This window comes from Nocardioides secundeburneus (genome assembly GCF_039939255.1).
In the GTDB taxonomy this organism is placed as follows: Bacteria; Actinomycetota; Actinomycetes; order Propionibacteriales; family Nocardioidaceae; genus Nocardioides.
In genome coordinates this window covers 981273-1004938 of the sequence record NZ_JBDUUE010000001.1, presented here as the reverse complement: position 1 = coordinate 1004938, position 23666 = coordinate 981273, and the positions used below count along the sequence as shown (strand labels likewise).

The window sequence follows — 23666 nt, the reverse complement described above, 5'->3', positions numbered from 1 at the left end:
CGTGGTCGTTGGTGACTCAGCCGCGCGGGGGCAGCAGCCGCAGCGAGTGGACGACGGCGCGCAGCACCGGGAGGTCGCGCGCCTCGTGCACCGCGGGGGTCGAGCCCGCGACGACGTACATGCGCCGGTCGCCGGCCCACACGTAGGCCTGCACCTGCGCGGTCGGCCCGACGGCGCCCGTGAGCCCGTCGTCGCGACGGGCGGCGACGAGCAGCACGTCGGCGTAGGCGCTGCTGAGCCGGAACCGCTCGGTCTCGATCAGCTCGAAGCCCGGCACGTCGTCCTGCAGCTGTGCGGGCACCGCGCGCGCGAACTCGACGAACCAGTCGTGGCCCGGCTCCTCCGGCACGCCGCGCTGCACGCTGAGCGAGACCCCGTCGGGGCCGGCGGCGGCGATCGTCGTCCGGTCGGGTGCGGTGGCCTCCCAGCCCCGCGGCACCCGCATCGAGACGAGGAGGTCGGCCGCGGTCAGCGAGACCCAGTCGGGGCCCGCGGTCTCGAGCGACGCCGTGCTCACAGGCCCACCCACCGGATCGACTCGACGGCGGCGCGGTGCGCGGCCAGGACGTCGCCGTCGCGCGCGACCGCGGTGACCGAGACCAGGCGGTGCGGCGTGACGGCGGCGGCGGACAGCACCGTCGTCGCGTCGTCGCCGCGCGTGGTCAGCAGCACCACGCGCTCGTCGTCGACCTGCAGCTCGGCCTGCTCGACCGGGGTGCCGGGCCGGTCGGCCAGCGCGGTGGCGAGCCCGTCGACGGCCTCGTCGCGGTCGGTGTCGGTGGCGTCGTCGGGGAGCGTGGCGACGACCTGGACGAGCAGCTGCGTACCGGGCACGGGAGTCACGTCGTCGTCACCGAGAACGGCATAGGTCGCCGACCCGTCGTCGTGGGCGACCTGCTCGAAGCCGACCGGGAGCTCGAGGGAGACGCCGGTGGCGTAGCTGTAGAAGTGCACCAGCTCGGCCGGTGCCGGGTCGGGATCGGTCACTTCTTCGCCTTCAGCAGCAGCTTGGTGACGGTGCCGCCGGACACGGTGACGGGGTCGTTGCTCTGCAGGACCGCCAGCAGCGCCTCGACGATGTCGAGCTGCAGGACCATGTCGAGCTCGTCGGCAGGCAGGCTCGACAGCTTGGCCTTGTGCTTGGCGATGATCTCGTTGGCCAGCGCCGCGGTCATCGAGCCCTTCTTCTTCTTCAGCTCCGACTTGATCGCGGCCCGGGCGGTGTCGGACGTCTTCTGGGCGGCCTTGCCGACCCACATGCCCTCGTTGACGACCAGGGTCGTGATCTGGAGGTTCTCGACCGTCACGTCCTTGATCATCGGCAGGTAGAGCTTGAGCGCGTCCTCGAGGGCCTCGTTGCCGGCCGGGGTGTTGGCGTCGGCTCGGATGCCCTTGACGCCCTTGTCGAGGATGCCCTGCAGCTTCGACTTGTCGAGGCGGGCGGTCGGGTCCTTCTCCGCGGCCGCGCGGAAGCTGTCGCACAACGCCTTGAGCGGCCCGCGGACGCCGGCGGTGACCATGGAGCGGCGCTGGTTGTCGTCCTCCTCGCCACCGAGGCGGGCCGTGCCGTTCTCCTTGCGGAACTTCTTGTCCTCGGCCAGGCCGGCGTTGTCGAAGTCGAACATCTTGACCACGCCGTTGACGATGCTGACGCCCTTGAGGCTCTCGCCGAGGGACGTCGTGGCCGCGCCCATGAGCGCCGCGTCAGCGTCGCCGGAGGTCTTCCACGCCGCCTCGGTCTTGAGCGCGGTGTCGAGGAGCCCCTGGACCTTGACGGGCTTGAGCCCGTTCGTGCCCTTGGCCGTCTTGTGCTCGCGGTAGGCCACCAGCGCGCGGCCGAACTTGTCGGCGCACGCCTGCTTGGCGGCCTCGGCGGCGTCGGCGTCGCGCTTCGTGCGCGCGGCGGCCACGCCGCCGTCCTTGAGCACGAGGGCGGTGACGACGCCGTCCTTGATCTCGATGCCCTGGACGACGTCGCCGAGCCGGGTCATCACCTTGAGCTTGACGGCCTCGGCCACCTCGGGCTTGCTCAGCTGGGCCGAGACCTTCGCCATGGCCTTCGAGATCACCTTGGTGATCGAGGCGCCGTCGACGCTGCCGTCCTTCTTGCCCAGCACCCCGTTGAGGTAGCCGGTGAGGCCGGCGTCGAGCTGCTGCAGCGCCGTGCCGAGCGCGGCGTCGGCGAGCTGGCCGGCCGCTTCGTCCTTGACCTGCTTGGTCTTGGCCTCGTCGACGACGAAGGAGGTGATCTTGCCGTTCTTGACCGCGAAGTCGCTGAGGTAGCGGGCCTTCATCTCCTCCGCGACCCAGGCCACGACCTCGTCGGGCTCGGAGGCGCTGGCGGTGAAGGTGGCCTGCAGCTTCTTGTAGTGCTTGTCGATGATGCCCTGCACCACCGACTCCTTGACGCCGTGAGCGCCCTCGGTCATCTTCTTGCGGCAGTAGCCGTGCAGCTCGTCGAGGAACGGGTCGCGGACGACGCGCATCTTCTCCTCGGCCGCCAGCTTCTCGCGGCTCTCGATGGCCGTGGCGCGGTCGGTCGGCGTCCAGGAACGGATCTTGCCGTGGTCGACGATGACGCCGGAGAGCTGGCCGCCGAAGGCGTCGAGCGCGGCCTTCTGGATGCCCTCGTCGGTCTCGAGGTAGGCCATGTCGGCGCGCAGCAGCGGCGAGACGTCGTCGATGATCGCCTGCACCCGCTCGCGCTTGATGCCCTCGTTGTCGCGGTTGGTGCCCGGGCCGAACTGCGGGGCCGCGGCGACACCCTTGCCCTGCATGGTCTTCTTGCGGGCGTAGGCGAGAAAGCTCTCGTAGACGGCGTCGTAGCCGATCTGGTGCTTCTTCGCGGCCTCGGCGGGGTCCTTGAGCGGCTCGCGCTTGAAGTCGGGGCTGACGTCCTTGACGACGGGGTCGCTCGAGCTCTTCTGGATCTCGTAGAGCTTGGCGTAGATGATCGTGCCGAGCGTGCCGAGGTCGATCTCGATGTCGCCGGAGGCGCCCAGGCCGATGCCGAGCGTGGCGGCGAGGTTGGCGCTGATCTTGAGCTTGCCGTTGAGGAAGGTGAACTCGCCCTCGGCGGTGCCGCCGGCACCGGCGCTGACCTCGACGGTGCCCTCGGCCGCCAGGATGGTCTTGCCCATCAGCTTGATCGACGCCTTGCCGGTGGCGCTCGCCTTGGCCCCGGCGAACGCCTCGGCCTTGAACTTCGCGCTCACGCCCTTGAGCGAGATGGTGACGCCGGCCTCGAGCTTGGCCTCGGCGCCGGCCATGGCCTCGACCGAGCCACCCAGCTCGATGCCGACCTTGCCGGGGATGCCGACCTCGACCGAGCCGCTCGCCGAGCCCTTGGCCCCGACCATGGCGCCGGCCTCGAGCTCGCCGCCGATGCCCTCCTCGAGCGAGGCGAACAGCTTGCCGGTGATGGTGGCCTCGCCGCCGATGAGGCCGTTGACCTCGGCCAGGACCGTGGCGCCGACCGGGCCCAGGGTCGCGGTGCCGGTGAACTTGCCCTCGGCCCAGACGCCGGCCTTGATGCCGGCGTCGAGCGTGGCCAGGAGTGCGGGGATCGCTCCGGTGCGGTCGATCTTCGCCTCGGCCTTGAGCCGCGCCTCGACGCCGGCGCCCCCGGAGGCCTCGGCCTCGTAGCCGGCGCTCATCATGTGACGCTTGATCGCGCCCTTGCACTTGGCCTCACCGAACGCGCCGGCCCGCGCGAGGGTCTCGATGCCGGCCGAGATCTCCTGGCTGGTGTGCTTGCCGAGCATGGTCGCGGCGACCTCGACGCCGGCGAGGCCCTCGGTCTCGGACTCGTAGTCGGTCGTCGTGGTGCCGTCGAAGACGTGGTGCTCGGTCTTCGTGCTGCGCTTGGCGCCGGCGCCCGCGCCGGTCTTGCGCTCGTAGGTGGTGCCGTTGACCGAGCCGTCCTCGGCGACGTCGTAGCCGCGCTCGGTGGTGTCCTCGGTCCAGGCGCCAACCTTGTTCTCCACCTCGGGCATCGGCGCGCCGACCTTCGCGAGGCCGAGCTGGGCCTTCTTCCACACCGGGTCCTGCTGCATCGGCGGCGTCGTCTGCGAGGCCGTCGCGTCGCTGCGCTTGCGGCCGGTCGGCTTCTTCGTGGGGGCGTGCTGGGTGCTGGTCACGGCCGGCTCCTCGTCGTCCCCGCTCCGTCCAGGGCTGCGGGCACGGGGACACCACGCTAGCCGTCACCGACGCCCCGGGGGGCGCTTTCGCGAAGTCAGAGCGCCGGGGCCACGCGGCCGAGCTTGGTGAACTCCCGGCGGGTCGCGGCCAGCACGTGCCGGTGCCCGACCTTCTCGCCGGCCGCGACGGCGTCGTAGGCCGAGGCCAGCACGATGTTGCGCACGTCGCCGCCGGCGAGCTCGGCCGCCTCGGCGAGCCGGACGACGTCGATCGGGTCGTCGGGGTCGCGGTCGCCGAGCTGGTCGACGTGGTGCTGCCACAGTCGCGTGCGCGTGGGGACGTCGGGGTCGGGGAAGTTGACGATGAAGCTCATCCGGCGCGAGAACGCCTTGTCGAGGTTGCCGCGCAGGTTGGTCGACAAGATGGTGATGCCGTCGAAGTGCTCCATGCGCTGCAACAGGTAGGCGACCTCCTGGTTGGCGTAGCGCTCGCGTGCGTCGCCACCGCCGGAGCGAGCGCCGAACAGCGCGTCGGCCTCGTCGAAGAACAGCACGACGTCGAGCGCCTCGGCGGCGTTGAAGACGCGCTCGAGGTTCTTCTCGGTCTCGCCGATGTACTTGTCGACGATCGAGGAGAGCTCGACCTGGAAGAGGTCGATCGCGAGCTCCTCGGCGATGACGTGCGCGGCCAGCGTCTTGCCGGTGCCGGGCGAGCCGGTGAACAGAGCGGCGAGGCCCCGACCACGGCCGCGCAGCGACGCGGCGACGTCGAGCGAGTCGCGGTGCCGGGCCCAGCTGACCAGGCGCCGCAGCGGGTCGGCGACGTGGTCGGGCAGCACGAGGTCGTCGAAGCTGAGCCGGCCGCCGCTCGAGCGACCCGTCATCCGCTCGGCGAGGGCACCGCCGGAGCCGCCGACGCGCCGGGCCGCCTCGCGCACCCGCTCGGCGCCGAGGGGCTCGTCCCAGGAGCGCGCGAGCACGTCGGCGTAGCGGGCGGCCTCGACGATGTCCTCGGCCGAGAGCCGCAGGCCGAGCAGCGCCTCGCGCAGCTCGGGGTCGGCGCCGACGTCGCCGGCGAGGTGGTCGGCCCAGGTGCGGGCGCGGTCGTCGACGGTGAGCGGGCGGGCCTCGACGACGAGCGGGTGACGCGGCAGCCAGTGCGGGTTCCACGGCTTGGTGCTGATCGCGACGACGGGGACGGCGGCGCGCTCGAGCTCGTCGAGCACGTGCATCTCGGGCGAGGCGGACAGCGCCTCGCACCCCAGCACCACAAGCCCGCGGTCGTGCAGGCCGGCGTCGCGGGCGGCGGTGGCGAGCAGGTCGCCGACCGGCGCCTCGGCCGGGTGGCGGCGCAGGTCGACGGCCAGGCACTCGCGCCCGAGCTCGGCGAACGCCCCGGCGGCCGTGGAGGCGCCCGACGTGCCGGTGGCGGCCCGCACCCAGACCAGGGGCACGCCGGCGGCGATGCCGCGGGCGACGACGTCGCTGCCCGGCAGGCGCAGCGGCACGACCGGCACCCGCAGCCGCTCGACCGACGGGTCGGCGGCGACGCCGCCCGCGAGCCGGGCCAGGACGGCGTCCGGGACGCTGACCTCGCGCGCGAGCCACGGGCCGGTGCCGCCGACGTCGACGAGCCGGTGACGACGCAGCGGGCTGCCCGCGGCGAGCCGCTCGAACGGCTCGGGCGTCGCGGTCGGGACGCCGGCCAGCTCGAGAGCCAGGGCGACGGTGGCCCGGCTCGGCGCGCCCGAGCCGCGCAGGTGGCCGTAGGCGAGAGCGACCGAGGCGTCGAGGTCGCACGCGGCCGCGGCCCACAGCAGCGCGGTGTCGGTCTCGTCGAGCCCGAAGACGTCGCGCAGGAGCCGATCGGTGTCGGCGGCGCCCTCGTCGACGTGCTCGCCGTGCTCGAGGCGGAGCACCCCGACGACCTGCTCGAGGTCGGCCTCGGCCGACCAACCGGACCCGCCGTGCGACATCGACCGCCGGACGCCGGCGTCGTCGACGCGGTCGATCAGCCGGCGCATCGGGTCAGCCACCGCCCCAGGATGGCAGACCACCGGAGCGGGGCTGACCGATCAGGCCTTCTTGGCCGCCTTCTTCGCCGCGGCCTTCTTCGCCGGCGCCTTCGTGGCCGCCGTCTTCTTGGCCGCCTTCTTCGCCGCCGCCTTCTTGGCCGGGGCCTTCTTCGCGCCCTTCTTGGCCGCCTTCTTCGCCGGTCCGCGCTCGCGACGCTCGGCCAGCAGCTCGGCGGCGCGCTCGGTGGTGATCGACTCGACGGAGTCGTCCTTGCGCAGGGTGGCGTTGTACTCGCCGTCGGTGACGTACTCGCCGAACCGGCCCGACTTCACCACGATCGGCTGACCCGACACGGGGTCGTTGCCGAGCTCCTTCAGCGGCGGAGCCGCGGCGGCGCGGCCGCGCTGCTTGGGCTGGCTGTAGATCGCCAGCGCCTCGTCGAGGGTGACGGTGAACAGCTGCTCCTCGCTGGTGAGCGAGCGCGAGTCGGTGCCCTTCTTCAGGTAGGGCCCGTAGCGGCCGTTCTGCGCGGTGATCTCCTGGCCCTGCTCCTCGCCCTCGGCCGGCGGCGCGACACCGACCACGCGGGGCAGCGAGAGCAGCTTGACGGCGTCGTCGAGGGTGATGGTGTCGAGCGACATCGACTTGAACAGCGAGCCGGTGCGCGGCTTGTCGCTCTTCTTCGCATCCTCCGGCAGCACCTCGGTGACGTAGGGGCCGTACCGGCCGTTCTTGGCGACGACGGCGAGTCCGGTCTCGGGGTGGTTGCCGAGCTGGATCTCCTCACCGGCCGGGTTGGCGAACAGCTCCTTGGCCTTCTCGAGCGTGAGCTCGTCGGGCGGCAGGTCGTCGGGCACGTTGGCCCGCTTTCCGGTGGGGTTGCCCTCGTCGTCGGGGCCCTCGAGGTAGGGCCCGTAGCGCCCGACGCGCAGGTTGATGCCGGAGTCGGGTCCGCCGACGGGGAACGTGGCCAGCTCGCGGGCGTCGATCTCGCCGAGGCCGTCGACGAGCGGCTTGAGGCCCTTGACCTCCTCGGAGCCGTAGTAGAACTCGGTGAGCTCGTCGATGCGGCCCTTGCGGCCCCCGGCGATCTCGTCGAGGACGTCCTCCATGGAGGCGGTGAACTCGTAGGAGACCTGCCGCGGGAAGTGCTCCTCGAGCAGCCGGATCACCGAGAACGCCAGCCACGCCGGCACCAGTGCGGTGCCCTTCTTGTAGACGTAGCCGCGGTTGAGGATCGTGCCGATGATCGAGGCGTAGGTCGACGGGCGGCCGATCTCGCGGTCCTCGAGCTCCTTGATGAGCGTGGCCTCGGTGTAGCGCGACGGCGGCTTGGTCTCGTGGCCGTTGGCCGACAGCGAGGCGGCCGAGACGGCGTCGCCCTGCTCGAGGTTGGGCAGCCGGGTCTCCTGGTCGTCCTTCGCGCCGCCGTCGTCGGTGCCCTCGACGTAGGCCTTCAGGAAGCCGTGGAACGTGATCACCCGACCGGACGCCGAGAACACGACGTCCTCGCTGCGACCGTCGGCGTGGGCGGCCGCACCGCCGATGCGGATCGAGACGGTCTGACCGGTGGCGTCCTTCATCTGCGAGGCGACGGTGCGCATCCAGATCAGCTCGTAGAGGCGGAACTGGTCGCCGGTGAGGCCGGTCTGCGCGGGGGTGCGGAACGACTCGCCGGCCGGGCGGATCGCCTCGTGCGCCTCCTGGGCGTTCTTGACCTTGGAGGTGTAGGTGCGCGGCGCGTCGGGGACGTACTCGGCGCCGTAGAGCTCGGTGGCCTGCGTGCGCGCCGCGCGGATCGCACCGTCGGACAGCGTGGTGCTGTCGGTACGCATGTAGGTGATGTAGCCGTTCTCGTACAGGCGCTGGGCCACCGACATCGTCACCGACGCGCTCATGCCGAGCTTGCGACCGGCCTCCTGCTGCAGCGTGGTGGTGCGGAACGGCGCGTAGGGCGAGCGACGGTAGGGCTTGGCCTCGACCGAGCGGACGTCGTAGGAGGTGTCCTCGAGCGCCGTGACCAGACCCTGGGCCCGGGCGCGGTCGAGGTGGACGACGGTGGCGCCGGCCTTCAGCAGGCCGTCGGGCCCGAAGTTGCCGCCCGAGGCGACCCGGGTGCCGTCGATCGAGTGGAGCTTGGCCGGGAACATCCGCTGCTCGTGCTTCGAGCCGGCGTCGAAGGTGCCCTCGAGGTCCCAGTAGGAGGCGACCTTGAACGAGATGCGCTGGCGCTCCTTGTCGACGACGAGCCGCGTGGCGACCGACTGCACGCGGCCCGCGGACAGCCCGGACATCACCTTCTTCCACAGCACCGGGCTGACCTCGTAGCCGTAGAGGCGGTCGAGGATGCGGCGGGTCTCCTGCGCCTCGACGAGGTCCATCGCCAGCTCGCGCGGGTTGGCGGCGGCGTCGATGATCGCCTGCTTGGTGATCTCGTGGAACACCATGCGCTTGACGGTGACGTTCTTCTTCGGCTTCAGCTCGTCGAGCAGGTGCCACGCGATGGCCTCGCCCTCGCGGTCCTCGTCGGTGGCGAGGTAGAGCTCGTCGGCGTCCTTGAGCAGGCTCTTCAGCTTCGAGATGTGCGACTTCTTGTCGCGGGGCACGACGTAGTAGGGCGTGAACTCGTTGTCGACGTCGACCGCGAGGCGGCCCCACGGCTTGTCCTTGATCGACGCAGGCGTGTCCGCGGCGTTGTTGGGCAGGTCGCGGATGTGCCCGATGGACGACTCCACGACGTAGTCCTTGCCGAGGTAGCCGCCGATGGTGCGGGCCTTGGCCGGCGACTCGACGATGACGAGCTTGTGTGCCACGTGTCTTCCGAACTCCGATGCCGTGCTGGGGAGGTGCTGGGGGGGGGGGTGGCCCCGCTCCGGGGCTCAGCGCCGATCACGGTAGCGCGTGCTGTCCAGCCCCCCTGACCACCGGGCTGTGGATGGGCGGGTGCGGCGGCCGTCGTCCACGGCCACGACGGCGGCTCCGAACAGCCGTTCAAGGGCGACGACTCCACCCACACCGACGTGGCGCCGGCGATCTCAGCCCACTGAGAGCGAGGCCGCCACCGACTGCTGCTGGCCGGTGAGCGAGTCGTCGCCGATCGGCACGACCGAGACGAACATGCCCCAGCGCTGCGGGTCGCCGGTGTCGACGACGATGACCTTCGCGACGTCGCCCTCGGCCTGCACCTCGGGGTCGTCGATGCGGATGACGGCGTCCATCTCCCACGCCGGTGCGCCGTCGACCTCGATCTCCTTCGAGTCCGTGAGCTCGGCGCCGCTGAGGTCGCGGTAGAACTTCGGGGACGCCGACATGCATTCCATGACGGCGGCGGCAGCCGCGCCCGGGTCGGCGAAGGTCGACTTCCGGAGACCTCCCAGGGCGTAGACCGAGGCCCAGCCGGCCTCGACCTCCTGCGAGGGCGCCAGCACGCCGTCGGCGAACTCGAAGGCCGCGGACTGGTCGTAGGTCACACCCTCGTTGTTGATCGTCAGGTAGCCGGGCACCTTCGGGATGCTCAGGCCTCCGCCGGTCCAGGTGCTGCCGACCTCGCCGGTGACGCCCTGCGTGGGGGTGCCGACGGTGCAGCCGACCGGCGTGATGCCGTCGGTGAACGGGTCGCCGGGATCGGCGATCGTGCCGCCCGGGTCCTCGGTCGGGTCCTCGGTCGGGTCCTCGGTCGGGTCCTCGGTCGGGTCGGTCGTCGGGTCGGTCTCGGTCGGGTCGGACGTCGGGTCGTCGGTCTGCGAGGACTCCCCCTCGCCGGCGGTGTCGTCGCCGTCGTCGGTGAGGCCGCGGACGACGAAGAACGAGCCGATGCCGATGGCGACGACGAGCAGCACCGCGAGCACCACGAGGCCGACGGTCTTGCCACCGCCTCCCCGGGCCGCCGGCGGCGGAGCGCCGAACGGCTGCGCGAACTGCTGCGGGGAGGACGCGCCGGGCGGCTGGTAGCCCTGGTAGGGCGCCGGCTGCTGCTGCCAGCTCGGCTGGGACGGCGGTGGCTGCGGCGGCGTGGACCAGCCGACCTGGGTCGGCTCGGCCGACAGCGGGCTCGACGGCGGCGGGGTCGGCGGCGGGCTCGACGGCGGGGGCCCGCTCGGTCCGCCGGCCACGACCGTGTGGTCGCTCTCGGGCGGCTCCGGCTCCTGGGAGGCGCCCGGGAAGACGGTGGGGGCGGCGAAGGGGTCGCCGGCGCCGGGGACCGGTGGCTTCGGCGGGCCGCCGAACGGGTTGTCGGTGACGTCGTCGCCCCACGCCTGACCGTCCCAGTAGCGGTAGGCGCCCGGCTGACCGGACGGATCGGGGTACCAGCCAGGAGTCGCCACGGGCGGGAGTCTAGTGAAGGAGCGCCCGCCGGGTCGGTTCATCCGCCGGGGAGGACGCCTGGCTCAAGAACCCCTGGGCGACGAGCTCCCTGACCACCGGCAGGTAGGTGTCGCGGGTGGTGTCGACGTCGAGCTCGAGGAGGTCGGCGAGCGCGTCGAGGATGGCCCCGACCGACAGGTCGCCGTCGCTGGCCCCCACGAGCGCGGCCTCGACCGTGTCGGCCGTGCGGGCCCGTCGGAAGCCGAGCTGCTGGCGCAGCACGATCGTCTCCGGGTGCTCGGCGCCGACCGGCCCGTGGGTCTCCTGGACGACGTCCGGGCGGGCCACCAGGTGGTCGTCGACGTCGGCCTCGGCCCGCACGGCCGTGCCCCAGTCACGGACGGCCGGGGCGATGGGCTGCTCGACGTCGTAGGGCCACTCGAGCAGCTCGCGGCGGCCCGGCGAGCTCGTCGCGTGCAGGTTGATCCAGCCGAAGCCGATCGCCTCGATGCCCTGCTCGTCGAACCACGACAGCCAGGTGTCGTAGCGGTCGAGGTAGTCGGGGCCGCCGTGGCGGCCGGAGTCCTTGAGCCACAGCTCGACGTAGGCCGACGGGTCGAGCACCTCGCGCTGGACGACGAGCGCGTCGTGGTCGTCGGGCAGCCAGCCGGCGAGCCGCTCGTCCCACGGGCGGTCGCGCTCGATGACCCAGTTGGCGAGCACCTGGCACCAGCCGCCGGGGGCGAGGTGTCGCGGCGCGGTGCGCACGACGTGCTCGACGACCTGGTCGCCGGGTAGGCCGGAGTCGCGGTAGACGAGCCGCTCGCCGGTCGCGGGGCTGATGACGAACGGCGGGTTGGTCGCGATGAGGTCGAACCTCTCGCCGCGGACGGGCTCGAAGAACGAGCCGTCGCGCACGTCGACGTCGACCTCGTTGAGCGCGGCGTTGAAGCGGGTGACGGCGAGCGCGCGCGCGTTGACGTCGGTGGCCACGACCCGGCCCGCGTGCCGCGCCAGGTGCAGGGCCTGGACGCCGCAGCCGGTGCCGAGGTCGAGGGCGCTGCAGACCGGTTCGCGGATGGTGAGCTGGGCGAGCGACGTCGAGGCCGGGCTGATGCCGAGCACGTGGTCGCTCGTGACCCGCTGCGGGCCGCCGTCGAGGCCGGGCGTCAGGTCGCTGACGACCCACAGGTCGTCGTCGGCGCCGTCGGCGCCCGTGGCGGCGTAGGGCCGGCAGTCGAGCCGTGCGGCGACCTCGCCGACGCTGCGCTCGAGCAGGCCGGCCACGGCGAGCCGGTCGACGAGTCCGGGCAGTGCCCGCTCGGCGTCGGCGAGCGGCACGGTGGTCTGGAGCAGGAAGAGGCGCACCAGGGTCTCGAGCGGGCTGCCGCCGGCCGTCGCGGTGCGGCCGGGCGCCGTCTCGTTGCGGGCCAGGGCGTCGTGGGCGCGGGGTCCGAGGAGGCCGGCGACACCGTCGTAGGTGAAGCCGGCCGCGACGAGCGCCGAGCGGAGTGCGGGGGCGAGGGCGGGGTCCACCCGACCATCCTGGCTGATCGCCTCCACGGCGCGCCGTCCAGACCTACGCTGCCGGCATGCCCCCCACCTGCCGCTCCCCCCGCCGCGCCTGTCTCGGGTTGCTCACGACGGCGTCGACCGCCGCCCTCCTCGTCGTCCCCGTCGTCCGAGCCGACGTCGCGAGCGCGGCACCGTGCCTCCTGCCGCCCCTGACCTGCATCACCTCGCCCGCGGCGACGACGCCGCCGACGATCCCGACGCCGGCCCGGATCGGCGCCACCGTCACCGCGACACCCCCGACGTGGGACCAGCCGACCGCGACGACCACCGGGTGGCAGTGGCTGCGCGACGGACAGCCGATCGTCGGCGCCACGAGCCAGAGCTACACGCTCGTGTCGCAGGACTACGACCAGGTCCTGTCGGTGCGCGCGTCCGGCGCCAGCCCTGGCTCGCTCGCCCCGGGCCAGGCCACCTCGGCCGAGGTCGAGCCGGTGCTCGGCGAGCAGATCACGGCCTCGGCACCGCCGGCCGTCTCCGGCTCGCCGACCGTCGGCGGCACGCTCACGACGACGTCGGGCTCGTGGGGCGAGCCGCAGCCCGACTTCACCTACCGGTGGTACCGCACCAACGCGACCGCGACCGGGTGGGAGGCGATCGCCGACGCCACCACGACCACCTACCGCCCGGTGGCCGGCGACTCCGGGCGGGTCCTGGCCGTGCTGGTCACCGCCGACCGGGTCGGCTACGAGCGCGGCGCCGCCGTCTCGAACCTGGTCGTGGTGCCGAAGGCGAAGACCTCCGTGGCCCTGACGCTGACCAGGGCGACGGTCAAGAAGTCGCAGGCGCCCACCGTGCGGGTGCAGGTGCGCAGCGGCGCGGGGCTCGCGCCGACCGGGCCGATCACAATCCGCGACGAGGCGCGCTCGGTGCGCGTCGTCCGGATGGTCAGGGCGGCGCGTGGGGTCACGACGATCACGCTGCCGCGCCAGGGCGTCGGCCGCCACCGGCTCACCGCCGTCTACGGCGGCGACGTCGCCCACGCCGCGTCGACCTCGTCCGTGCGGGTGCTCACCGTCACCCGCTGACCGTCACCCGCCGACCGCCTCGAGCCCGGCGGTGCCGCACCACCGCGGCGCCGGGCCTCCTGCGCCGGACGCACCACGGCCCGTCGTCCGAGGACGACGGGCCGTGGTGGTGTGGACGTGGGTCAGACAACGCCCCCAGCGGCCGGGACGTCGTCGGACAGGTCGGAGCTGCGACGCTTCGACACCACGACCGCACCGGCGATGATCGCGACCGCGACGAGCGCGATCAGGATGCGCACGACATCGTTCTGGTCGTCGCCCACGCTCAGCGAGACCACGGCGCTGGCGATCAGCAGCGAGACCAGGTTCATCACCTTGATCAGCGGGTTGATCGCCGGCCCCGCGGTGTCCTTGAACGGGTCGCCGACGGTGTCGCCGATGACCGTGGCGGCGTGCGCCTCGGACCCCTTGCCGCCGTGGTTGCCGTCCTCAACGAGCTTCTTGGCGTTGTCCCACGCGCCACCGGCGTTGGCCAGGAAGACGGCCATCAGCGTGCCCGTGCCGATGGCTCCTGCGAGGAAGCCGGCGAGGGCGGTGGGACCGAGGCCGAAGCCGACGGCGATCGGCGCCAGCACGGCCAGGATGCCGGGCGTGACCAGCTCGCGCAGCGAGTCGCGCGTGACGATGTCGACGACCTTGCCGTACTCGGGACGACCGGTGCCCTCCATGATCCCGGGGATCTCACGGAACTGGCGCCGGACCTCGTAGACGACGGCCGCGGCCGCCCGGGCCACGGCGTTGATGGCCAGGCCCGAGAACAGGAACACCACCGCGGCACCGATGAGCACGCCGACGATGACCGCGGGGTTGAAGACGCTGAAGTCGAGCAGGTAGAGCTCGTCGAGGTCGGGGTTGGCCTTGTCGAGCGCCTCGGAGACCGACGTCGCGTAGGAGCCGAACAGCGCCGTGGCCGCCAGCACCGCGGTGGCGATGGCGATGCCCTTCGTGATGGCCTTGGTGGTGTTGCCGACGGCGTCGAGGTCGGTGAGGATCTGCGCGCCCTCCTCGCTCACGTCGCCGGACATCTCCGCGACGCCCTGGGCGTTGTCGGAGACCGGGCCGAAGGTGTCCATCGCGACGATCACGCCGACGGTGGTGAGCAGTCCGGTGCCGGCCAGGGCGACGGCGAACAGCGAGACGCCGAGCGTGGCGCCACCGAGCAGGTAGGCCCCGAACACGGCCGCTCCGATGACCAGCGTCGTGTAGACGGCCGACTCGAAGCCGACCGAGAGCCCGGAGAGGATGACGGTGGCCGCACCGGTGAGCGAGGTGCGACCCACGCCCTTGACCGGCTCGTACTCGGTGCCGGTGTAGTAGCCGGTGAGCGCGAGGATGCCCGCGGACATGACGATGCCGATGACGACGGCCAGGGAGGCGATGACGGCCGGGTTGCCGTCGATCTCGGCGAACGCCGGGCCGAAGTCGGCGAAGTCGGTGGGCAGGTAGATGAACGACAGGACGACGCTCGCCACCGCCGCGATGCCCGAGGACAGGTAGAAGGACCGGTTGATCGTGGTCAGTCCGTTGACGCCCGGCGTCGGCTTGGTCAGGTAGACGCCGGCGACGGCGGTGAGCGCACCGATGGCCGGGATGAGCAGCGGGTAGACGAGGCCCTTGTCGCCGAACACCTGGGAGCCGAGGATCAGCGCCGCGACCAGGGTCACGGCGTAGGACTCGAACAGGTCGGCCGCCATGCCGGCGCAGTCGCCGACGTTGTCGCCGACGTTGTCGGCGATCGTCGCGGCGTTGCGCGGGTCGTCCTCGGGGATGTTCTGCTCGACCTTGCCCACGAGGTCGGCGCCGACGTCGGCGGCCTTGGTGAAGATGCCGCCACCGACCCGCATGAACATGGCGAGCAGCGCGGCGCCGAAGCCGAAGCCCTCGAGCACGTCGGGGGCCTCGTCCTGGAAGAACAGCACCACCAGGCTGGCGCCGAGCAGGCCCAGGCCGACGGTGAGCATGCCGACCATCGCGCCCGTGCGCAGGCCGATGCGCATCGCGGGCTCGCGGCCGCCGGGCTCGTTGGCCGCGGCGGCGACGCGGAGGTTGGCGCGCACCGCGAGCGACATGCCCAGGTAGCCGACGGCAGCCGAGAAGCCGGCACCGATGACGAAGAAGATCGAGCGGAAGATCCGCACCGTGGTGTCGTCGGCCGGCAACGCCAGCAACCCGAAGAAGGCGACCACGGCGAAGATCGCCAGCGTCCGGAACTGCCGCTGCAGGTAGGCGTCGGCGCCCTCCTGGACCGCCTGGGCGATGGTCTTCATGTTGTCGCTGCCCTCGCCGGCCGCCAGCACCTCCTGGCGGAACAGGTAGGCCATCGCGAGCGCGCCGAGCGAGATCGCCGCGACGACGAGCACCAGGACCAGGTTGCCCCCGGCCAGCTCGACGTTGCCATCCACGGCTGCGGGATGAATCCCGACCATGCTTCCTCCTGCGTATTGGGGGCGGGCGCCGATGCGCCATGAGGGCCGACCGGTGTCGGTGTGACTCAGGTCTCGTGTGGAACGGAGCGGAGTTTACGCACGAGTCACCCCCGCAGGGGCACAGGGTGTGACGTGGACCACGTCTTGTCGCCCGGCGGGGTGAACCCGGTTTCAGGGCGCGCAAGAGCCGCGCGTCGTCGCGAGGGCGACACGCGCGGCAGGAGGCCGGTCAGGCCAGGGCCGACTCGGCCGAGGAGTGGATGACGAAGACCTTCGCCAGACCGGTGATGCGGAAGATCTTCAGCAGGCGGTCCTGGTTGCACACCAGGCTCAGCGAGCCGTCGTGCGCGCGCACCTTCTTCAGGCCGCCGACGAGCACGCCCAGGCCGGTGGAGTCGAGGAACTCGACCGCCTCCATGTCGACCACGAGGTCGTACGAACCGGCCGCGACGAGCTCGGTGATCTTGTCGCGCAGCTTGGGCGCGGTGTAGACGTCGATCTCACCGCCGACAGCGATGATCGTGCGTCCGTCGACGGCGCGCGTCTCGAGACTCAGGTCCACGTGGATCTCCGGGGGAGGGAGCAGCAGGGCGGGTACATCCAACCACGCCACCTGTCAGCGCGCACAGACAAGGTCCTTTCCCCACCTCTGCTGTCGGGACCCTGTGCCACCATCGCCAGCATGCCCGGAGCCACTGCCACCACCGCTCCCGGGCCCGGCGCACCGCGGCGCGAGCCGATCGCCGACCTCGTCGCCCGCCTCGCCGCCGTCCCGGGCCGCGACGGCCGGCTGACCCACCTCGACGTGCGTCCGGCGCGGGCCGCCGTGCACGACGACTGGCCGGCCTGGGCCGACCCCGCGCTCGTCGAGGCCCAGGTCGCGCGCGGCGTCGTCCGGCCGTGGTCGCACCAGGTCGAGGCCGCCGACGCGGCGTGGCACGGACGGCACGTCGTGGTGGCGACGGCCACGGCGTCCGGCAAGTCGCTGGCCTACCAGCTGCCCGCCCTCTCGGCCGCCGCAGCGGCGCGCGGCGACCGCGGACAACGCGGTGCCAGCACCCTCTACCTCGCCCCTACCAAGGCCCTCGCGCACGACCAGCTGTCGTCGTTGCGCACCCTGCGGCACGCCACCCGCATCACCACCTGCGACGGCGACAGCAGCCGCGACGAGCGCGACTGGGCCCGGGCGCACGCCGAGTACGTGCTCACCAACCCCGACATGCTGCACCGCTCGATCCTGCCCGGCCACGAGCGCTGGGCGGCGTTCTTGTCGACGCTGCGCTACGTCGTCGTCGACGAGTGCCACCACTACCGCGGGGTCTTCGGGGCCCACGTGGCCCACGTGCTGCGCCGCCTGCGCCGGGTGTGCGCCGACCTCGGCGCCCACCCCACATTCGTGCTCGCCTCGGCCACCACCGCCGAGCCGGCCGTCACCGCGAGCCGGCTCACCGGCCTCGACGTCGCCGCCGTCACCCGCGACGGCTCGCCGCGCGGCGAGCTGACGGTCGCCCTGTGGGAGCCACCCCTGACCTCGCACACCAACGAGTTCGACGCCCCGGTGCGCCGCGCGGCCACCAGCGAGACGGCCGACCTGCTGGCCGACCTGGTCTCCAACGACGTGCACACCCTCGCGTTCGTGCGGTCGCGCTCGGGCGTCGAGCAGGTGGCGATGGCGGCCTCCGAGCTGCTCGAGGAGGTCGACCCGGCGCTCGCCTCTCGGGTCGCGGCCTACCGCGGCGGCTACCTGCCCGAGGAGCGCCGCGCCATCGAGGCAGCCCTGCGGCGCGGCGACCTGATGGGGCTCGCGGCCACCAACGCCCTCGAGCTCGGCATCGACGTCAGCGGGCTCGACGCCGTCGTCGTCGCCGGGTTCCCCGGCACCCGGGCCGCGCTGTGGCAGCAGCTCGGCCGCGCCGGCCGTGGCTCGCAGGACGCTCTCGGCGTGCTGGTCGCCCGCGACGACCCGCTCGACACCTACCTCGTGCACCACCCCGAGGTGCTGCTCGGCCAGCCGGTCGAGGCCCAGGTCTTCGACCCCGACAACCCGCACGTGCTCGGCCCGCACCTGTGCGCGGCCGCGCAGGAACGACCGCTCGTCGAGGCCGACCTGCCCGGGTTCGGCGCAGGCGCCCGCGGCGTCGTCGACCTGCTGACCGAGCGCGGCCTGCTGCGTCGGCGCGGCACCCGCGGCTGGTACTGGACCGACCGTCAACGGGCAGCCGACCTCGTCGACATCCGCGGCGCGGGCGGCGCGGCGGTCTCGCTCGTCGAGGCCGGCACCGGTCGCGTCGTCGGCACGGTCGACGGCGGTCGCGCCCACACCCACGCCCACGTGGGCGCCGTCTACGTGCACATGGGCGAGTCGTGGCTGGTCACCGAGCTCGACCTCGACGAGCGCGTCGCCACGATCGAGCGCCGCGACCTCGGCTACACCACGTCGGCTCGCGAGGTCACCGACATCACCGTCGTCAGCGACGAGGCCGACCAGCTGCACCGGTCGTGGGGCGCGTGCCGGCTCTCGTTCGGACAGGTCGAGGTCTCCTCGCAGGTCGTCTCGTTCCTCCAGCGTCGTCAGCCCTCGGGCGAGGTGGTGGCCGAGCACCCGCTCGACCTGCCCGCGCGCACCCTGCTCACCGCGGCCGTGTGGTGGACCGTGCCCGACGCGGTGCTCGCCGCGGCCGGCCTCGCCGGTGCGCCCGGTGCCCCCGGGTCTGCGGAGACCGGGGTCGACCTGCCCGGCGCCGCGCACGCTGCCGAGCACGCCGCGATCGGCCTGCTGCCCCTCGTCGCCACCTGCGACCGCTGGGACATCGGCGGCGTCTCGACGGCACGCCATGCCGACACCGGGGCGCTGACCGTGTTCGTGCACGACGGCCAGCCCGGCGGCGCCGGGTTCGCCGAGCGCGGGTTCAGGGCCGCCCACCGGTGGTGGCGAGCCACCCGCGACGCGATCGCCTCCTGCGAGTGCGAGCACGGCTGCCCGTCGTGCGTGCAGTCGCCCAAGTGCGGCAACCAGAACAACCCGCTCGACAAGGCCGGAGCCGTGCGGCTGCTCGACGCCCTGCTGGCCGACGCCGACGCCGACCCGGCGCCGCCGGCCGTGGCCGCCGTGGCCGGGTGACCCCGGCGCCGGTCGGTCAGCCGCCGACGGGGCCGGCCCGCGCCTCGGCGACCAGGTCGCCCGTCTGACCGAGCCACCGTGGCCCGGTGACCTCGACGCCCACCCGCACCTCGCGCCCGCGGACGACGCACGAGGTGAGGGCGGCGTCGTTGGCCGTGGCGATGGTCGCGGCCGCACCGCAGGCGTCGCCGCCGCGAGCGGCGGTCTCGGCGGCTGCAAGAGCAGCCAGGTCGGCCGCCGCCTGGGCTGTGCGGTGGGCGACCAGCAGGGCCCCGACGACGCCGAGCGCGGCGCCCACGAACAGCAGCAGACCGGCGAGCGCGACCGTCAGCAGGGTCGCCGCCCCGCGGTCGTCGTGCCGCCGCGACGACGTCACGGGTCGTCCTCGGCGAGCGCGACGGCCTCGGCGTGCACGGTGACCGACGGCAGGAAGCCGAACAGGCCGGCCGGTCCGTCGACCCGGGCCGAGGCCGTCGCGACGACCTGCTCGCCCGACGTCGTCACCTGCACCCGTGCCCCCGGTGGCGCCACCCGGGTGCCGGCGGCGACCGCCGCACCGGTGTCGTCGCCGCGGGCCATCGCCCGGGCCGTCTCGCGGGCGGCGTCGACCGTGCGCACCTGCGCGGCCCCGACGGAGAGGAGCCAGACCAGGCCGACGGTGACCGCGAGCAGCAGCGGCAGCGCCATGGCCAGCTCGGCGGTGACGGCGCCACGCTCGACGCGGCTCCGGCTCACCCGATGCCCAGCAGCCCGAGCACGTGGTCGAACAGGGTCTTGAGCAGCTTGTCGCCGAACCCGCCGGACAGCAGCGTGTAGAGCAGGCCGGCCAGGCCGGCCCCCGCCGCGGTGCCGACGGCGTACTCGGCGGTGGTGATGCCGCGCTCGTCGCGCGGGTGGATGCGGGTGGTGCGGGCGAGATGGGTCACGGACGTTCTCCTGGGTGCGGGGCCGCCCCGTGCGGCCCGTCGACGTCGACCCTGCGCCGTCGCGCCGGTGACCGCGACCGCGCGACCTGCGGCTGTGGAGAACCCTGCACGGGAGCCGCCCTGTGGACGCTTCCGGGACGGTTCCACAGCCCTCGAGCGGCATCGGGGCCGCCCGGGGCACGCGCTCACCACGCGATCGACTCCAGCAGCGCCGCCACCAGCGGCACGATGCCGATCAGCACGAACGACGGCAGCAGGCACAGCCCGAGCGGCACCGCCGCCTTGACGCCGACGGCCCGGGCGCGGTCCTCGACGTCGGCTCGCGCGCGACGGGCCAGGTCGTCGGCGAGCCGCTCGACGGCGGCGGCCACGGGCGCGCCGGAGTCCTGCGCACGGGCCATCGTGCGGCCGAGCGGCGCGAGGTCGGCGTCGGCGGCGAGGTCGGCCCAGACCGTCGCTGGAGCCACGCCGAGCTGCAGTCGCGCCACGACGGGACCGAGCCGGTCGGCGGCGGCTCCGGGCAGGGCGCGCGCCACCAGGCCGACGGCCTCGGCCGACGCCGCCCCGGACCGCAGCGCGGCCGCGAGCAGCGCGACGACAGCCGGGAGGTCACGGCGCACCTCCGCGCGGCGTCGCCGGGCGTCGGGCGGCTCGGAGCGCCCCACGACCACCCACACCGCAGCGGCCGCCACGACCCCGGCCACGAGGCCGGCCGAGCCGCCCACGAACGTAGCGCCCGCTGCCCCGGCGAGGCCGCTCCACAGCGCGCGGTGGCGGCGCAGCCACCCGTCGTCCGACGGCGCCGCCCCGGCTGCCGGACGACGCCCCGGGCGTGGCCGTGGCGGCACGGCGACGACGACGGCCAGCGCCGCCGCAAGGCTCGCGATGGCGCCGGCGCTCACCGGTCGACCTCGCGGGCGAGGGCCTCGATCCACGCCAGGCCGGCCAGCATCAGCGCCAGCCCGAGGACGAGGCAGCCGAGGCCGACGGGGTGACCGAGCAGGAAGCCCCACGGGTCTCCCCCGGCACCGTTGCCCATCGCCAGCGCCAGCAGCGGCAGCACCGCGACGAGGCGGGCCGTGGCCCGCGCCGAGGACAGCTCGCCCCGGACGACGCGCGCCGTGGCCTGGGCGTCGCGCAGCCCGACGGCGACCCGCTCGAGGGTGTCGGCGAGCCCCTCACCGGTGCGCGACGAGACCTGCCAGGCGGCGGCGACGACCCGCAGGTCGGCCGCGCCGGGCACGGTCGCCAAGTTGCGCCAGGCGACCGGCACGTCAGCACCGACCCGGTGCGCCTCGGCCACGGTGGCCAGGGCCGGCCAGTCGAGTGCGGCACGGTCGAGGGCGACGGCGGGTGGTCGTCCGGCGGAGAGCTCGGCGGCCAGGGCCTCGCACGTCTCGAGCACCCGGCCCGCCGTCACGGCGGCTGCCAGCCGGCGGGCGCGGGCCTGCCACAGGCGCCGCGCGACCGGCGTCACCACCGCTGCGACGCACGCCAGCGCCACGAGCCGCGGCGAGGCCCCGCCGACGAGGACGACGACCGGCAGCGCCACGACCGCGAGGCCCCACCGCGACGCCCCCGCCCGCCGGACGGCGCGCACCCGCGGCGGGGCCGCCGCGACCACCGCGGCCGCGGCGCAGACCGCGGCGACGAGCGTCCAGGTCGTCGCGGTCATCGCTCGCCCTCGCCGAGCCGGTCGAGGAGGCGCTCGAGCCCGGGCCCCTCGTCGAGCCGGAGGGTGGGTCCGACCGACACGGCGACCTGCATCGAGACCAGGCCGGCGTCGTCGCGCACCGGCACGGCCAGCTCGGCGACCCGGCGGGTGCCGTCGCGCCGCCGCGCGAGGTGGACGACGACGTCGACCGCCGACGCCAGCTGGCTGTGCGCGGCCTCGCGCCCGAGACCCGCCGCCAGCGCCAGCGCCTCGACCCGGGCCGGGACGTCGACCGCGGAGTTGGCGTGGAGCGTGCCGCAGCCGCCCTCGTGCCCGGTGTTCAGCGCGGCGAGCAGCTCGACGACCTCGCCGCCGCGGACCTCGCCGACGACCAGCCGGTCGGGTCTCATGCGCAGCGCCTGCCGCACGAGCGTGCGCAGGCCGATGGCCCCGGCGCCCTCGGCGTTGGGCGGTCGGGCCTCGAGGCCGACGACGTGCGGGTGGTCGGGCCGCAGCTCGGAGGAGTCCTCGACGACGACCAGGCGCTCGCCCGGCGGGACCCGCTGGAGCAGTGCCGCGAGCAACGTGGTCTTGCCGGTGCCGGTGCCCCCGCTGACCAGGAAGGCCAGGCGCGCGCCGACGATCCGCTCGAGCAGCCGGGCCAACGGCTCGCCGAGGGTGCGTGCGGCGACGAGCTCGTCGAGCGTGAACCCGCCGCGGCGTGGTACCCGCAGCGAGATCACGGTGCCGGGCCGGGCGATCGGTGCCAGCACGGCGTGGAACCGGGTGCCGTCGGCGAGCCGGAGGTCGACGAACGGCGCGGCGTCGTCGAGGCGGCGCCCGCCGATCGCGGCCAAGCGTTGCGCGAGCCGTCGCACGGCGGCCTCGTCGGGGAAGGTGACCGGGCTGCGCTCGAGCCCGTCGCCGCGGTCGAGGTAGACCTCGCCCGAGCCGTTGACGACGACGTCGGTGACGCCGGGCAGCCCGAGGAGGGGCTCGAGCGGGCCTGCGCCGACGACGTCGCGCCGCAGCGCCTCGTGCACGGCGAGCACCGTGGCGTCGCCGACCGGGCGTCCGGTGTCGCGCAGTGCCTCGGCGACGCGGTGGGGCGTGAGGTCTCCCGGCGTGCTCGCCAGGCGCTCGCGGACGGCGTCGACGAGGCCGGCCGGCAGCTCGTCGATCATGCGGCGGCACCGTCGATCGAGCCGAGGCGGGCGAGGAGGTCGCGACAGGAGCGGGCCAGCCCCCCGCGCGGGAAGCGGACGGGACCGAGGCCGAGGTCGATCGCCTCGTCGATGCCGCGCTGGTGCGGCACCGAGCCGACGACGGCCACCCCGGTGGCGGCGGTCAGGTCGCGGTCGTCGAGGTGACCGCCCCGCTGCACGAGGCCGAGCGTCGCGCGACCGTCGTGCCGGGCGCAGACCCGGGCGGCGGAGGCGATGCCCGCGACGGTGGCGACCGTGCACACCAGCAGGACGTCGCACCGGGCGACGACCTCGTCGACCAGCGGGTCGGCGATGCGGGGGACGTCGACGACGACGACGTCGTGGCCGCGCCGGGCGGCCGAGAGGGCCTCGCGCACGGCGAACGGCTGCAGCACCGCGGGTGCCCCGGCGTACCAGGTGAGCACCCCCAGCGTGCCTCGGCGCGGCAGCGCCTCGCGGAGGGCCCGGGCGCTGAGCCGGCCGGTGGTCTGGCACAGCGCGTCCCACCGGAAGCCGTCGTCGCCGTCGAGGCCGAGCACCCGGTCGAGCCCGGGCCCGAGGGGGTCGCAGTCGACGACGACCGTGTCGCCGTCGAGCGCGGCGACCTGGCCGAGGGCGCAGGCGAGCGTGGTGGCACCGGCTCCGCCCGACCCGCCGACGACACCCACGACCAGGCTGCGCGGACGGCCCACCTCGCCGAGATCGGTGAGCACCTCGACGACCCAGCCCTCGGAGCGCGGGAGCTCGGCGACGTTCTCGGCCCCGAGGCCGACGGCGGACCGGAAGAGCTCGTCGGGCGTGGTGCCCCAGCTGAGCACGTGGACGCCGTCGCGCCGGTCGGGCGTGAGGCCGGCGAGGGCGCCGGCGACGTCGGCGCCGACGAGGACGACGGGCGCACGGGTCCAGGAGCGGAGCGCGGCAGCGGGCTCGGCCACCACCTCGGGCGTGACGCCCGCCGCCGCGGCGAGCCGGAGGAGCTCGTCGCGCAGGGCGGGGTCGGCGGTGACGACGAGCGGCGCCCGTGACGGGTCACGAGCCGGATCGCGTGACGGATCTCGAGGCGGAGGCGACGGAGCGGTGGACGGGTCGGGTTCATGGCGGCGGGCTGCCGATCGTGTGGTCATGGAGCGGGGCTGCCCTGAACGTAGGCGGGCCCACCCCCAGCCGCCGGAGCCCTGTGGACAACCTCCGGGAATCGCCGTCTGTGGACGATTCCGGGACGTTTCCACAGCGTGGCCACCGCTCCGCCGCGGCGCCCGCACCTACGATGAGGG

18 protein-coding genes are annotated in these 23666 nt (G+C 74.0%); 2 read left to right on the top strand and 16 right to left on the bottom strand.

Features of this window, described 5'->3' with window-relative positions; all coding sequences use genetic code 11:
- Positions 1–16 precede the first annotated feature (16 nt).
- From ABFT23_RS04575 to ABFT23_RS04545, 7 genes are all read right to left on the bottom strand, one after another.
- Positions 17–517 (bottom strand): hypothetical protein, encoded by a 501-nt coding sequence (locus tag ABFT23_RS04575; RefSeq protein ID WP_347892913.1) that lies wholly within the window; start codon positions 515–517, stop codon positions 17–19.
- Entirely contained in the window at positions 514–987 is a 474-nt protein-coding gene (locus tag ABFT23_RS04570; protein ID WP_347892911.1) for a hypothetical protein, read from the bottom strand. The genes ABFT23_RS04575 and ABFT23_RS04570 overlap by 4 nt, the downstream gene beginning before the upstream one ends.
- Entirely contained in the window at positions 984–4139 is a 3156-nt protein-coding gene (locus ABFT23_RS04565) for a hypothetical protein (RefSeq protein ID WP_347892910.1), read from the bottom strand. The genes ABFT23_RS04570 and ABFT23_RS04565 overlap by 4 nt, the downstream gene beginning before the upstream one ends.
- 95 nt (positions 4140–4234) lie before the next feature.
- Positions 4235–6175, bottom strand: coding sequence for an ATP-binding protein (locus tag ABFT23_RS04560; protein ID WP_347892909.1), 1941 nt, complete (start codon positions 6173–6175; stop codon positions 4235–4237).
- A 39-nt stretch (positions 6176–6214) separates the two neighbouring features.
- On the bottom strand, positions 6215–8968 hold the full coding sequence (topA, locus tag ABFT23_RS04555; RefSeq protein WP_347892908.1) for a type I DNA topoisomerase: 2754 nt from the start codon (positions 8966–8968) through the stop codon (positions 6215–6217).
- Between the two features lie 222 nt (positions 8969–9190).
- Positions 9191–10480: a DUF2510 domain-containing protein gene (locus tag ABFT23_RS04550; RefSeq protein ID WP_347892906.1), complete on the bottom strand. Its 1290-nt coding sequence runs from the start codon at positions 10478–10480 to the stop codon at positions 9191–9193.
- 10 nt (positions 10481–10490) lie between these two features.
- Positions 10491–11996: a class I SAM-dependent methyltransferase gene (locus ABFT23_RS04545; protein ID WP_347892905.1), complete on the bottom strand. Its 1506-nt coding sequence runs from the start codon at positions 11994–11996 to the stop codon at positions 10491–10493.
- A 56-nt stretch (positions 11997–12052) separates the two neighbouring features.
- Between ABFT23_RS04545 and ABFT23_RS04540 the strand changes: the two genes are divergently transcribed.
- Positions 12053–13060, top strand: coding sequence for an Ig-like domain repeat protein (locus ABFT23_RS04540; protein ID WP_347892904.1), 1008 nt, complete (start codon positions 12053–12055; stop codon positions 13058–13060).
- 122 nt (positions 13061–13182) lie between these two features.
- Here the strand turns inward: ABFT23_RS04540 and ABFT23_RS04535 are convergent, their stop codons facing one another.
- Together ABFT23_RS04535 and ABFT23_RS04530 are read right to left on the bottom strand one after the other, a co-directional pair.
- The gene (locus ABFT23_RS04535; protein WP_457622955.1) at positions 13183–15486 is read right to left on the bottom strand and encodes a sodium-translocating pyrophosphatase; all 2304 of its coding nucleotides are present in this window, start codon (positions 15484–15486) and stop codon (positions 13183–13185) included.
- A 229-nt stretch (positions 15487–15715) separates the two neighbouring features.
- Positions 15716–16048, bottom strand: coding sequence for an anti-sigma factor antagonist (locus tag ABFT23_RS04530; protein ID WP_347892901.1), 333 nt, complete (start codon positions 16046–16048; stop codon positions 15716–15718).
- A gap of 120 nt (positions 16049–16168) precedes the next feature.
- On the opposite strand from ABFT23_RS04530, the gene ABFT23_RS04525 reads away from it, so the two are divergent.
- Entirely contained in the window at positions 16169–18607 is a 2439-nt protein-coding gene (locus tag ABFT23_RS04525; protein ID WP_347892900.1) for a DEAD/DEAH box helicase, read from the top strand.
- 16 nt (positions 18608–18623) lie between these two features.
- On the opposite strand, the gene ABFT23_RS04520 is transcribed toward ABFT23_RS04525, so the two are convergent.
- From ABFT23_RS04520 to ssd, 7 genes are all read right to left on the bottom strand, one after another.
- Positions 18624–18983 (bottom strand): Rv3654c family TadE-like protein, encoded by a 360-nt coding sequence (locus tag ABFT23_RS04520; protein ID WP_347892899.1) that lies wholly within the window; start codon positions 18981–18983, stop codon positions 18624–18626.
- Positions 18980–19342, bottom strand: a complete 363-nt coding sequence (locus tag ABFT23_RS04515) for a TadE family type IV pilus minor pilin (RefSeq protein ID WP_347892898.1) — start codon at positions 19340–19342, stop codon at positions 18980–18982. The genes ABFT23_RS04520 and ABFT23_RS04515 overlap by 4 nt, the downstream gene beginning before the upstream one ends.
- Positions 19339–19533 carry a DUF4244 domain-containing protein gene (locus tag ABFT23_RS04510; RefSeq protein ID WP_347892897.1) on the bottom strand — a complete coding sequence of 65 codons (195 nt, stop codon included), beginning with the start codon at positions 19531–19533 and terminating at the stop codon, positions 19339–19341. Before ABFT23_RS04510 ends, ABFT23_RS04515 begins: the two co-directional genes overlap by 4 nt.
- A 185-nt stretch (positions 19534–19718) precedes the next feature.
- Positions 19719–20435, bottom strand: coding sequence for a type II secretion system F family protein (locus tag ABFT23_RS04505; protein WP_347892896.1), 717 nt, complete (start codon positions 20433–20435; stop codon positions 19719–19721).
- Positions 20432–21208 (bottom strand): type II secretion system F family protein, encoded by a 777-nt coding sequence (locus tag ABFT23_RS04500; protein ID WP_347892894.1) that lies wholly within the window; start codon positions 21206–21208, stop codon positions 20432–20434. The genes ABFT23_RS04505 and ABFT23_RS04500 overlap by 4 nt, the downstream gene beginning before the upstream one ends.
- A complete protein-coding gene (locus tag ABFT23_RS04495; protein ID WP_347892893.1) occupies positions 21205–22371 on the bottom strand; it encodes a TadA family conjugal transfer-associated ATPase in 1167 nt (388 codons plus the stop codon). Before ABFT23_RS04495 ends, ABFT23_RS04500 begins: the two co-directional genes overlap by 4 nt.
- A complete protein-coding gene (ssd, locus tag ABFT23_RS04490) occupies positions 22368–23516 on the bottom strand; it encodes a septum site-determining protein Ssd (RefSeq protein ID WP_347892892.1) in 1149 nt (382 codons plus the stop codon). Before ssd ends, ABFT23_RS04495 begins: the two co-directional genes overlap by 4 nt.
- Positions 23517–23666 lie beyond the last annotated feature (150 nt).

Coding starts and splice junctions, on each gene's coding strand:
- ssd (WP_347892892.1), bottom strand. CDS start 23,516: ATGACCACACGATCGGCAGCCCGCCGCCATGAACCCGACCCGTCCACC.
- ABFT23_RS04495 (WP_347892893.1), bottom strand. CDS start 22,371: ATGATCGACGAGCTGCCGGCCGGCCTCGTCGACGCCGTCCGCGAGCGC.
- ABFT23_RS04500 (WP_347892894.1), bottom strand. CDS start 21,208: ATGACCGCGACGACCTGGACGCTCGTCGCCGCGGTCTGCGCCGCGGCC.
- ABFT23_RS04525 (WP_347892900.1), top strand. CDS start 16,169: ATGCCCGGAGCCACTGCCACCACCGCTCCCGGGCCCGGCGCACCGCGG.
- ABFT23_RS04535 (WP_457622955.1), bottom strand. CDS start 15,486: ATGGTCGGGATTCATCCCGCAGCCGTGGATGGCAACGTCGAGCTGGCC.
- ABFT23_RS04540 (WP_347892904.1), top strand. CDS start 12,053: ATGCCCCCCACCTGCCGCTCCCCCCGCCGCGCCTGTCTCGGGTTGCTC.